The organism is Photorhabdus thracensis, assembly GCF_001010285.1.
In the GTDB taxonomy this organism is placed as follows: domain Bacteria; phylum Pseudomonadota; class Gammaproteobacteria; order Enterobacterales; family Enterobacteriaceae; genus Photorhabdus; species Photorhabdus temperata.
In genome coordinates, this window is the sequence record NZ_CP011104.1 from 3,952,133 (window position 1) to 3,964,470 (window position 12,338).

At 44.5% G+C, this 12,338-nt stretch carries 9 protein-coding genes and 2 pseudogenes; 7 read left to right on the plus strand and 4 right to left on the minus strand.

Going from position 1 to position 12,338, the window contains the following annotated elements:
* Window positions 1-970: 970 nt before the first annotated feature.
* On the plus strand, window positions 971-2,353 hold the full coding sequence (locus VY86_RS17075; RefSeq protein WP_046975836.1) for an IS4 family transposase: 1,383 nt from the start codon (window positions 971-973) through the stop codon (window positions 2,351-2,353).
* A gap of 25 nt (window positions 2,354-2,378) precedes the next feature.
* Here VY86_RS17075 and tnpA read toward each other — a convergent pair.
* Window positions 2,379-2,804: pseudogene (gene tnpA / locus VY86_RS17080) on the minus strand (IS200/IS605 family transposase).
* Between the two features lie 57 nt (window positions 2,805-2,861).
* On the opposite strand from tnpA, the pseudogene VY86_RS17085 reads away from it, so the two are divergent.
* A pseudogene (locus tag VY86_RS17085) lies at window positions 2,862-4,014 on the plus strand (RNA-guided endonuclease TnpB family protein).
* 99 nt (window positions 4,015-4,113) lie between these two features.
* Window positions 4,114-4,431 (plus strand): PTS system regulator TmaR, encoded by a 318-nt coding sequence (gene tmaR, locus VY86_RS17095; RefSeq protein WP_046976943.1) that lies wholly within the window; start codon window positions 4,114-4,116, stop codon window positions 4,429-4,431.
* 44 nt (window positions 4,432-4,475) lie between these two features.
* Here the strand turns inward: tmaR and VY86_RS17100 are convergent, their stop codons facing one another.
* Together VY86_RS17100 and rne are read right to left on the minus strand one after the other, a co-directional pair.
* The gene (locus tag VY86_RS17100) at window positions 4,476-5,108 is read right to left on the minus strand and encodes an SDR family oxidoreductase (protein ID WP_046975837.1); all 633 of its coding nucleotides are present in this window, start codon (window positions 5,106-5,108) and stop codon (window positions 4,476-4,478) included.
* 166 nt (window positions 5,109-5,274) lie between these two features.
* Window positions 5,275-8,319 carry a ribonuclease E gene (rne, locus tag VY86_RS17105; protein ID WP_046975838.1) on the minus strand — a complete coding sequence of 1,015 codons (3,045 nt, stop codon included), beginning with the start codon at window positions 8,317-8,319 and terminating at the stop codon, window positions 5,275-5,277.
* Between the two features lie 558 nt (window positions 8,320-8,877).
* On the opposite strand from rne, the gene rluC reads away from it, so the two are divergent.
* Complete coding sequence (gene rluC, locus VY86_RS17110) at window positions 8,878-9,837, plus strand: 23S rRNA pseudouridine(955/2504/2580) synthase RluC (RefSeq protein WP_046976944.1); 960 nt, start codon at window positions 8,878-8,880, stop codon at window positions 9,835-9,837.
* Here the strand turns inward: rluC and VY86_RS17115 are convergent.
* A complete protein-coding gene (locus VY86_RS17115) occupies window positions 9,834-10,424 on the minus strand; it encodes a Maf family protein (RefSeq protein WP_046975839.1) in 591 nt (196 codons plus the stop codon). The two genes, rluC and VY86_RS17115, sit on opposite strands and share 4 nt — an antisense overlap.
* A gap of 142 nt (window positions 10,425-10,566) precedes the next feature.
* Here VY86_RS17115 and yceD point away from each other — a divergent pair, with 142 nt between their 5' ends.
* Genes yceD through plsX form a run of 3 tightly spaced genes read left to right on the plus strand, consistent with a single transcriptional unit; the run spans window position 10,567 to window position 12,338 of the window.
* A complete protein-coding gene (gene yceD, locus VY86_RS17120) occupies window positions 10,567-11,088 on the plus strand; it encodes a 23S rRNA accumulation protein YceD (protein WP_046975840.1) in 522 nt (173 codons plus the stop codon).
* Window positions 11,089-11,100: 12 nt separating this feature from the next.
* Window positions 11,101-11,271, plus strand: coding sequence for a 50S ribosomal protein L32 (gene rpmF, locus VY86_RS17125; RefSeq protein ID WP_011147057.1), 171 nt, complete (start codon window positions 11,101-11,103; stop codon window positions 11,269-11,271).
* Between the two features lie 29 nt (window positions 11,272-11,300).
* A complete protein-coding gene (plsX, locus tag VY86_RS17130) occupies window positions 11,301-12,338 on the plus strand; it encodes a phosphate acyltransferase PlsX (RefSeq protein ID WP_071881043.1) in 1,038 nt (345 codons plus the stop codon).

A 12,338-nucleotide genomic window follows, 5' to 3' on the forward strand; every position in this document is an offset into this window, starting at 1 on the left:
TAGTCTAATGTTCGTCATATTTTCGTCAATTTTAATACTGTTTCAGTAATAAGAAATTTTTTATTTTCTTATTAAGATGAGTATCACAAATATAGTCATTTCTGAGGTATATTTAAATAATAAACTAATAAACTAATAAACTAATAAACTAATAAACTAATAAACTAATAAACTAATAAACTAATAAACTAATAAACTAATAAACTAATAAACTAATAAACTAATAAACTAATAAACTAATAAACTAATAAACTAATAAACTAATAAACTAATAAACTAATAATAATTCCTGTTATTGTTGCATGTTTTTATTAAAGTTAATTTTCTGGAAATTACATTTATTGTGATGGTTTAGGTTATACAAGATATTTATTATCTAAGGTGTTAATAGTGTTACATGTAATTAATTTCTTTTGTTTTATTGTTTTTTTTGATAATTAATTCAGTGTTTCTATTTTCAGGTAAAATAAGATTGATTTTATAGTTTTCCATTTAATTTTCCTAAAATAGGATAAGAATGATTATCACATATAAGTCTTTTATCTGATAGAGATATAATTCCGTTTTTAGGCCATTGTAGCGATTATAATGCTTAACAAACATCGAGCTTCGGATCTAACTGTGGTAAGAAATTGAAGAGGGCAGGGAAGAAAAAACGTGTGTTTCTACCCGTGAAAGATTGACTATTTGTTATTCATCTATATTGATCTGTTGTTTTCGACTAATCAGCTTGCTAAATTTTTCAGCGGAGAATACGAAGCTAACCGGTTGCTGTAATCAATTAAAATCAATAAAGAACGGAAACTGACTTGTCTATTAATGGCTTTAGCAATTGCCCCGTAAACCGTCGCCCAATCGGGCGGCGATATAAGCTGTCTTTCCTACACAAATATTTTAACCTGCCCCCTCGTTATTGAACTTTTTCCTCATAGATTGATCTCAATAACAAACACGACTTGAGGTAATCTTTATGTTTTCAACCTGCGCTGAACAATGGGCAAATGACACGTTTCAACATGCGGAATTAGGTGATAAACGCCGTACCAACCGCCTGGTGAAAGTAGCCTGTTCGTTGGCTAACCATATAGGACAATCGCTCGTGCAATCTCTTGACTCTCCTGCCGATGTTGAAGCGGCCTACCGACTGACCCGAAATTCCGCCATTGCGCCTCAGGCCATCGCCGAAGCCGGATTTACCGCCACCGTCGCTCACGCTCAACGTTATCGTTGCCTGTTAGCGCTGGAAGACACGACAACCCTGTCATTTTCCCACGCGTCGGTCGCCGATGAACTCGGCTATACCACCTCGACGGAAAAATCCCGGGGCATGCAGGTACACTCGGTGTTGTTATTTGCGCCTGAAGAACAACAGGTCGTGGGGTTGATAGAGCAACAGCGCTGGTGTCGAGATGTCAGTGATTATGGCAAAAGCCGACAACGCGACACACGCCCTTATGAAGGGAAAGAGAGTTATAAGTGGGAACGGGCCTCACAAGCCGTCGACAGCCGGTTAGGGGAGCAGATGGCCAACGTGATTTCTGTCTGTGACCGTGAAGCCGATATCATTGAATATCTGCGTTATAAAACGAGCCAAAAACACCGTTTCGTCATCCGTTCGATGCAAAACCGGCGTATTGAGGAAAGTCAGGATAAACTTTATGACTTTATCAGCCAGTTACAGAGTGCTGGAGAACGATTAGTTCAGATCAGACAGAAAGGCGGGCGTCAGGCGCGTGTCGCGCATTGTGATATCCGTTATGCCGAAGTGACGTTGAAAATCCCCGAAGGAAAAAGCGGTGAAGCGGTGCGGATATTTTATGTCGGTTGCTACGAAAAAGGTCCGGAGGATGGGCTTTGCTGGCATCTTCTGACCGCCGAACCCGTCAACAGTCAGGAAGACGCCCATAAAATATTCAGTTATTACGAGCGCCGCTGGCTGATAGAAGAATTTCACAAAGCGTGGAAAACGGGCGGCACGCAGGTAGAAGCGCTGCGTATGCAAAGCAAAGATAATCTGGAGCGGATGATAGTGCTGCTGGCCTTTATTGCGGTACGGATACACCAGCTGCGTTTTAAGGGTCTGAACAAAGAAGAAGCAGAGAAAGAGAGCTGTGAGACAGTATTAAGCCCCCTGGCGTGGAAATTACTGTGGTCAAAACAAGAAAAATGCCGTGTGCCGAAAAAAGCCCCGAGCTTGCATTGGGCCTTCATCAATCTGGGAAAACTGGCCGGCTGGTACGATTCCAAACGCACGGGTCGAGTCGGATGGGAACGACTTTGGGAAGGTTGGTTTCGGCTGCAAACCCTGATAGACGGCTATTTGCTGGCTAAATCAGTTGATTTGGAGATCTGATCAAGAGACAGGATATAAGGGGGAGCTAACCAGGGGTTTCCTGCGATCTGACATAGGTTTTCAACGTTTCAATCGGTGCGCTACCTGCACTACATGCAAAATAAGAACGTGACCATAGTGCACTGGTTTTTGACTGACGAGATAAATGCGTATTTAAAATTCTGACATGGCGGCTGCTGACTGATTTTAAATTATTAACCAGTACACTGATTGCCAATTTGGGTGGATAAGCCACCAATACGTGAACGTGATCAGCTTCTCCGTCCATTTCCAGTATCTCAATCTCAAGCCGTTTGGCTGCGGATAAAAAAGCCTCTCGGATTTGTTGGATCATCGTTCCATCGAGGAGCTGACGACGATACGTTGTTGTAAAGATTAAATGGACAACTAACCTGCTGACACTGTGTCGCCGACGTAGATAATTTTTTCATTCATCATTGTGCGCACTCATTTGAAATGCGCTCTGAAAATCCCTAGAATGATAGAATGCTATCAATGAGCGGTTATCATGAAAAGAGCCATTAAAGTCTGCCTCTATCCCACTGTTGAACAGGCTGAATTTCTGAATGCCCAGTTCGGTGCAGTGCGCTGCGTCTTTAACAAAGCGCTCCATATCAGCCGCCACATGTACCAGCGCCACGGATTATCGTTAAATCCGAAACGCGACTTAAAGCCGTTACTGGCGGAAGCGAAAAAATCTCGCCGTTATCACTGGCTAAAAGACTATGATTCTCAAGCCTTACAGCAGTCGGTCATTAATCTGGACAGGGCGTTTCAAAATTTCTTCCAAAAACGGGCAAAATTCCCCCGCTTTAAAAGCAAGCATGGCAAACAATCCAGTTATCACCCTAATGGTAAGATACTCACAGACGCTATCCAGTTGCCAAAAATGACGCCGATTAAAGCCGTTATCCATCGGGAAATCATCGGCAAGGTATCAAGTATCACCATGACACGTAGTGCGACGGGTAAATACTCTGCCGCGATTCTTTGTGATGATGGTCAGGAAGTCCCAGCAAAACCCCGCCTGATAACGGGCATCATCGGTCTGGATATGGGCTTGTCGCACTTTGTCATTAAATCCACGGGTGAAAAAATCGCGAATCCCCGCTTTTTGAACCGCAACAGCCGCAATCTGCGGCGGAAACAAAAAGCCTTATCCCGAAAGAAAAAAGGAAGTGCTAACCGGGCGAAAGCGCGGTTACAGGTAGCCAAGTGCCATGAACACGTAGCCAACGCCAGAGCCGATTTTCAGCATAAGCTTTCCCGTACACTGATTGACGAAAACCAAGCGATCATTGTGGAGACGCTGAAAACGGCAAACATGATGAAAAATCATAGAATTGCCCGTGCCATCGGGGATGCAGGCTGGCATAGTTTCATCAGCAGGCTGGAATACAAAGCGGAACAAAAAGGCGTTTATGTGGTGAAACTCGATCAGTGGTACGCCAGTTCCAGAAGGTGTCATTGTTGTGGTGACAAGATGTCGGATGCATAAACGGTGCTGGCAATGCCCTGAATGCGCGGTAGAACATGACCGTGACATCAATGCGGCTATCAACATCCGGCAAAAAGGGATAGTTGAATTACAGGCGGCGGGACACGTCGTCTCTGCTCATGGAGGCCTGCGTAAATCCGTTGCACCAACGGTTGCGGCCTGAGAAGTGGGAAGCCTCGCCGTTTACGGCGAGGAGCAGTCACACTGTATTGTATGTTCAGATTGGATAATTTGTATGTTTGGGTTAGAGAAAGGTATGAAAATGGATAACGTAAATAAACCGTCATTCCACAATGTGTTGGAGTTTGTGCGTATGTTTCGTCGTAAGAATAAGTTACAGCGCGAGATCGTGGATAACGAAAAGAAAATACGTGACAACCAGAAGCGTGTTTTATTGCTTGATAACTTGAGTGAATACATCAAGCCGGGTATGTCAATTGAGGATATTCAAAGCATCATTATGAACATGCGTAGTGATTATGAAGACCGTATAGATGAACACATCATTAAAATTGCAGAGTTTTCCAAAGAGCGCCGTGAATTGTCTAAGAAACTGAAAACAATGGGTGAACCCAAGTAATATCGTCAGATAACCACGCATGAATGCGTGGTTATCCTTAGCGATTACGCAACAGGCCAATCAGGTTTAAGTTCTGGATCAACCAAGGCATAAATCTGCTGATATGAAGATTCTTCTTCTGCCATTATTGCCAGTTGATGCGCAACATCTTTGCGGCTGACGACACCATGAATGTCATTCTGATATCGTTGGCAATGGCCTGTTCCTGGTTTATCTGTTAATCCGCCTGGGCGAATAATTGTGTAATTCAGAAAGCTAGTCTGAAGGTAGCTTTCTGCCATTGATTTGCGTCGGACAGATTGACCAAATAGTGATTTAGCCCTAGGTGACAGGGTTTTCCAACCTTCTCCACAACCTATTGATGTAACCAGTAACATGCGTGTTATTTCGGTTTTCTCAAGAGTATCAATGATGGTCATATTACCGAAGAGATCTGAATCAACTCCACCAATAGTAGAAAACACAATTGCTTCTGAACCGGCATTTAATACTGCTTCTTCGACATTCATAGCATCACAGGCATCACCATGTATCACTTTGACACCCAAGGCGCTGAGCTCAGAAGCCTGCTGAGAATTGCGGATAAGTGCAGTTATGGGACGTTTTTGTTGCAGTGCGATAGTGACTAAATGGCGTCCAATCCCGCTACCTGCACCAAAAATAAGCCACGGTTTCATAAGTTGTACTCCAGATCAAATAATAATGAGTCAATAGGATGATGAATTGCTTAATTTTAAATCATCATACAGATGGAATGAAATTAATGACAAGTATTTTCGTGGGGGCAGTGGTAAAAAAATGGCCCCTAAAAAAGAGCCATTTTGCTAATATTAAATGATATTGTTATTCAAAAGACCGCGGTTTAACCATTGGGGAAGTGGCTGCGTTAGTGGCTGAATGACCTCCAGCGCCCCCTTTCCCTTCGAAATAAGAAGAAGGGCGTTGCCATTCGTTGATAACAATAGATTGTTCGATCATCTCTGGAGCGGATGCTTTGGTCATCGGCGCGTAAGCATGATGAATTTTGACTATAGCAACAGGTTGTGTAACTGTTTCATCTTTACTCTCTTCACCAGTAACCACTTCTGCAATTTCTTCAGAAACAACAACTTCTTCTATTTTTGGTTGCTGTTCAAATTCAGGCGTAACTGGTGTTACCGCGACAGATTCAATAACTGACAGCTCTTGTTGTACTGATTCAGTTTGTTGCAGAACAACATCATTTTCTTCTGCAATGGCTGCTTCAGGTTTAATTTCATCCGGATAAACTTCCGATACTTCTGCTACCTTCGGCGATTCAGTTATGGTTGGTTCAGATTCAGCTACAACGATTATCGCAGGTGCTGTTTCTGCTATTATTGGCAGTACCTCATTTTGTTGTTCGACAACAGAAATTTCCTCAGGAATTTCTGTGGAAACCGGAACTACCGGATAGCGAACCCAAACTTTGCCGGAAGCCATTTCCGGTGATACAACAGCCAGCGATAACGGTACCGGTGATTGAGGCAGATTTCTCTCATCGCGGTAACGGCGGCGGCGTTGACCACTGACACGCAGATGGCGAGGTGAGCGACGAGAGCGGCGTGGCATCACATTGTCTTGTTGCTCTTTATTTTCAGTCTGTTGTTGTGGCTGAACTGTTTCTATTTGCATGTCAGCCGGCACTGGTAATTGTTCTTCCGTAACAACCGGTGCGGGCAGTGAAGTGATCGCTGTTGTTTCTTTCACTTCATCTGTGATGCGAATTTTTTGCTCAAGCTGACGACGTTGGCGGCGTGGTATAACCGGCAGACGTTCTTCAACCTCACTTTCAACGACTTCTGGTTTCTGAGTTTCAAGTTGCTGCTGGCGTTTTTCTTCCTGACGACGGCGTTGACGTTCTGCACGTTGCTCACGACGTTGCTGTTGTTGGGTTTCGCGAGCAGCGATATCTATCGTCGCGTTGTTATCTTGAGCACCATTTTTCTGCTGTGTATGACGGTTTTTCCGTTGTTCGTCTCGGTCTCGGTTACTACGTTGCTCATCACGTGGATTATTATCATCACGATCTTTGCGTGGATTCTGGCGGCGCTGATTGCGTCGTTCAGAAGTGCGCCGGTTATCATGACCAGACGATTTATTGTCTTTTTTCTGTACTGGCTTTTCTTCTTCTGCGCTGAACATTTTTTTCAAAGCAGTAAAAATGCGACTTAAGAGGCCAGGTTGTTCCGTTTTAACCTGAGTAGGGTGGTTAGGCTTTTTCTCTTTTGCTTTATGTGATGGCTGTTGTGCCGGCGCATCGGTTGGTAAGGCAAAAGCAGAAATAGCGGGCTGCTCAGGTCGTTTACGTTCAGGTTGGACATCTTCTTGAGGATTGACCATTCCAGTTTCATGAAGCTGAGGAAGCAGATAACTCAGTGTAGAAACTTCTTCACCTTTACGCACGCGCAAAACAGAGAAGTGCGGTGTCTGCATTTGATCGTTAGGAACGATCACCACGCCAACATCCCCCTGACGGCGTTCAATTGCACTGACCGCCTGGCGTTTTTCGTTTAGCAAATATGAAGCGATTTGTACTGGAACAATGGCATGTACTTGATGCGTGTTCTCTTTCAGCGCTTCTTCTTCAATCAGACGTAAAATGGACAGTGACAGGGATTCATTATCACGGATAGTTCCTGTGCCACTGCAACGCGGACAAACATGATGGCTGGATTCACCCAGCGATGGACTCAGACGCTGACGGGACATTTCCAGCAGACCAAAGCGGGAGATACGGCCAATCTGAATACGGGCGCGATCCTGACGGACAGCATCACGTAAACGGTTTTCCACTTCACGTTGATGGCGTACGGGTGTCATATCGATAAAGTCGATAACAATCAGGCCACCAAGGTCACGCAGGCGTAACTGACGGGCAATTTCATCTGCGGCTTCAAGGTTGGTATTAAACGCTGTTTCTTCGATATCACCCCCGCGTGTTGCACGGGAAGAGTTGATATCAATCGCGGTTAATGCTTCTGTGGTATCAATAACGACAGCCCCACCTGATGGCAGGCGAACTTCACGTTGAAACGCAGATTCAATTTGGGATTCAATCTGATAATGGCTGAACAGAGGGACTTCGCCGCTGTACAGTTTAATTTTGCTGGTGAAATCCGGGCGGCCAAGCGCAGTGATATGCTGCTGTGCCAGATCGAGAATTTTGGGATTATCGATTAAAATCTCACCGATATCCGGGCGCAGATAGTCACGGAAAGCACGGACGATGACGTTGCTTTCCTGATGGATTAAGAATGGAGCGGAACGGTTTTCAGCGGCTTTTTTGATCGCTTCCCAGTGTTTGAGGCGGAAGGATAAGTCCCATTGCAGGGCTTCTGCGGATTTACCGACGCCAGCAGTGCGGACAATCAGTCCCATTCCTTCCGGTACTTCTAAAGAGGCCAGGGCTTCTTTCAGCTCTGTGCGGTCATCTCCTTCGATACGGCGGGAAATACCGCCGGCACGAGGGTTATTAGGCATGAGTACCAGATAACTGCCTGCCAGGCTGATAAACGTGGTTAATGCAGCCCCTTTATTGCCACGCTCTTCTTTATCGACTTGAACGATAACTTCCTGGCCTTCCCTGAGAACATCTTTGATATTAGGTCGACCGTGAGGGTGATAGTTGCTGGGGAAGTATTCGCGGGCTATTTCTTTAATAGGAAGGAAACCATGCCGTTCAGCACCATAGTCAACAAAAGCGGCTTCCAAACTAGGTTCAATTCGGGTGATTTTACCTTTGTAGATGTTTGCTTTTTTTTGCTCGTGTCCTGGACTCTCGATATCCAAATCATAAAGGCGTTGCCCGTCAACCAGAGCAACACGCAACTCTTCTTGCTGAGTTGCGTTGATTAGCATTCTTTTCATTGTAACTTACTCATTATTTTTACATTAGTTATAGAGCCACGGGCAAATATAGATGAGCTACTGATAACCGATGGTCTCGTGTCTTTTACAAATCCGCCAACCTCCCGGTTGTCGTTTGTATAGAGACGCATATTTTCGGCGAGCCTGAATTTTCACTTAAAAAACAGCACTCTTTTCTAGGAATAATCTGCAAATATGAATGAAGCGGATTTGATCCAATTCCAGTAAGCTGCTACCCGTAGCCCGCTAATTATTTGATTCCCCAGTACGTCTTACGCCATTGCTGCGTTTTTGTGCAATCAAACAAAGAACAAACGTTTAACTTCGCCATTCAGAATTAAAAAACTGATGGTGGCTACGCATTATTCCATTGCTGTTGGGGTGATAGCAAGGTGACTTTATGCCTTTAAGTGGTTTTTCTGATGAAATATGAAGAAATAGTTAATATTTAGTCTTTATCTTAAAGTAGGAAAGGCAACAGTCGGAAAGTATGCATGATTTTTACTCATATTTAAAAATGAGTGGCGCTCTGCTTGAGTGGTAATTAAAATCACGGTCATGAAAACGAATAATCAAATTGTACAATTTGTCACTATTGATGACGATGAGGCTGGGCAGCGTGTTGATAACTTTTTATTAGCGCGTCTGAAAGGCGTTCCTAAGAGCATGATTTACCGGATTGTGCGTAAAGGTGAAGTCCGGGTAAATAAAGGCAGGATAAAACCTGAGTATAAATTGTCTGCGGGAGATGTTGTCAGAATTCCGCCTGTCCGGGTTGCAGAACGGCAGGCAGTGCCGGTTTCAGCCAAACTGGATAAAGTGGCCGCACTGGACGGCTGTGTTTTGTATGAAGATGACCATATTCTGGTGATTAATAAACCTGCCGGTACAGCCGTGCATGGAGGCAGTGGCTTAAGTTTTGGCGTTATTGAAGGGTTACGGGTTTTGCGCCCGGAGGCAAAATTCCTTGAATTGGTGCATCGTTTGGATCGTGATACCTCGGGAATTTTGTTAATTGCTAAAAAACGCTCAGCTTTACGGGCCTTGCACGAGCAATTACGGCTTAAACAAATGCAGAAAGATTATCTGGCTTTAGTACGGGGGCAATGGCAATCACATTGCAAGGTTGTTCAGGCGCCACTACTGAAAAATATCCTGCAAAGTGGTGAACGGATTGTGAAAGTGAATGGCGAAGGTAAACCTTCTGAAACACGTTTTAAAATAGAAGAGCGTTTTACCAATGCAACGCTGGTGAAAGCCAGCCCAGTGACAGGCAGGACCCATCAAATCCGTGTGCATGCTCAATACGCTGGGCATCCGATCGCTTTTGATGATCGTTATGGCGATAAGGCTTTTGATTCTCAGCTATCAGATACCCGCCTTAATCGCCTGTTTTTGCATGCCAGTGCGTTGAAATTTACCCATCCCTCAACGGGGGAGACATTGCGTGTTGAAGCACCGATGGATGAACAATTGCGCTACTGTATAAATGTGTTGCGTAAAAGTAATTGTCATTAATATATTGCCGTCAGTGGGTTTACCCCCTGGCGGATTAATAATTCGGTCAATGTAATTAATGGTAAGCCGACCAAAGTATTTGGATCTTTTCCTTCAAGCCGTTTAAATAAAGTAATCCCTAATCCTTCGCTTTTAAAGCTTCCGGCACAATTAAGCGGTTCTTCCGCTGTTAAATAAGCCCGGATTTCATTATCAGTCAGATCCCTGAAATAAACATTGAATAATTCACAACGGGTATCAATTACCCCGGTTTTGCTGTTGAAGAGAGAAATGCCGGTATAAAAGGTGACGCAATGACCACTGGCTTGCCGTAATTGTTTAAATGCATTTTCAAAACTGTGTGGCTTGCCGGTAATTTCGCCATTAATAACACAAACCTGATCAGAACCAATAATCAAGTGCTGAGAATATTTTGTTTGTAATGCCTGTGCTTTGGCTTGAGCCAGGCGTATAACGAGCTGTTCTGCATTTTCATTAACCTGAGGTGTTTCATCAGTATCGGGAGCCGCACATATAAAGGGCAAACGGAGTTTCTCCAGTAGCATACGGCGGTAAGCTGATGTGGAAGCTAAAACGATTTGTGTCATATTTTTTCCAAAATACATGGCGAAATAATTGCAGGCATTTTAAACTAAGCCTGGCTTAATAAGCGAATATTTGGCGGAAAGGTGCAGATGTGTGGCCTTTTTCTTTGACTATATCTCATTACAAAGATAATATGCGCGCCTTATGCAAAAGGTAAAATTACCCCTGACCATTGATGCGCTTCGCGCAGCTCAGAAACGATTGGACTACACAGGTAGTTATTCACCTGAGCAAGTTTTGCGTATCGCGGAATCTGTGGTTAGCGTGGACAATGATGTAGACAGCGTTTTATCGTTTCAGATAGATAATCAACGCCTGGCAGTTGTGCGGGGGCATTCCGATGTGGATGTTACGCTTGAGTGCCAGCGTTGTGGCGGTAATTTCAGCCATCACGTTCACATAACATATTGTTTTAGCCCGGTCATCAATGAGCAGGCTGAAGCATTACCGGAAGAGTATGAGCCAATTGACGTTGACGAATTTGGCGAAATAGATTTGCTGGCGATGATTGAAGATGAAATAATTCTTTCTCTGCCGGTAGTTCCGGTACATGATTCTGAACACTGTGAAGTGTCCGACGCGGATATGGTGTTTGGTGAATTACCTCCAGAGGCTGAAAAACCAAACCCATTTGCCGTATTAGCCAGTTTAAAGAAAAGTACTTAAGGAGTAAGGTCAATGGCCGTACAACAGAATAAACCAACTCGTTCTAAACGTGGTATGCGTCGTTCCCATGATGCACTGACCGCACCATTATTGTCTGTAGATAAAACCTCTGGTGAAACTCACCTGCGTCACCATGTGACTGCCGATGGCTACTACCGTGGCCGCAAGGTCATCAACAAATAATCTCCGCCAGTCATTAGCAAGTTGATACCTTGACTAATCTGACTTTAGCGTTAGACGCCATGAGCGGGGACTTTGGTCCTCGCGTTACGGTGCCTGCTGCGTTGCAGGCGCTGGCGTCTAATCCTAAACTTAAGTTATTGTTGGTCGGGATCCCCGATACTATCTCTCCTTTGCTTGCAAATACCGATGCTAAGTTGCTCAGTCGGTTGCAGGTGGTTCCTGCCGAACAGGTTGTGGCTAACGGTGCAAAACCATCGCAGGCAATTCGTGCCAGTCGTGGTACATCAATGCGTGTTGCATTGGATTTAGTGAAATCCGGTGTGGCGCAAGCATGCGTTAGTGCAGGGAATACCGGGGTATTGATGGGGCTGTCCAAATTGATGCTAAGATCTATTGATGGCATTGACAGACCCGCTTTAATGCAAGTATTGCCCAATCTGAAGCAACAGAAAACGGTGGTACTGGATTTGGGCGCCAATGTTAATTGCGATAGTCGTATGCTGGTGCAATTCGCCATTATGGGTTCAGTAATGGCAGAGGAAGTGGTCGGTATAGCTAATCCCGCGGTAGCACTGCTTAACATTGGCACAGAAGAGAGTAAAGGGCTGGATAATATCCGCGAAGCCGCCACTGTTCTAAAGAACATTCCGGCAATAAACTACATTGGTTATCTGGAAGGTGATGAGTTGCTGACAGGCAAAAGCGATGTATTGGTGTGTGACGGCTTCGCAGGTAACGTGACGTTAAAAACGATGGAGGGAGCAATCAGGATTATCTTATCCTTGCTCAAATCATCGGATGGACAAAAGAAAAAATTTTCCTGGTTGTTGAAAATAGTCAAGAAGTGGTTGCAAAAACGGATGACAAAACGCTTCGGTCACCTGAACCCTGACCAGTATAATGGCGCATGTCTGTTAGGATTATATGGAATCGTAATCAAAAGCCATGGGGCGGCTAATGAGCATGCGTTTAAAGCCGCAATCGAACAGGCTGTTCAGGCCGTTGAAAGGCAGGTTCCTGATAGAATTGCTGCCCGCCTGGCAACAGCATTACCCAAGAGTGACTGA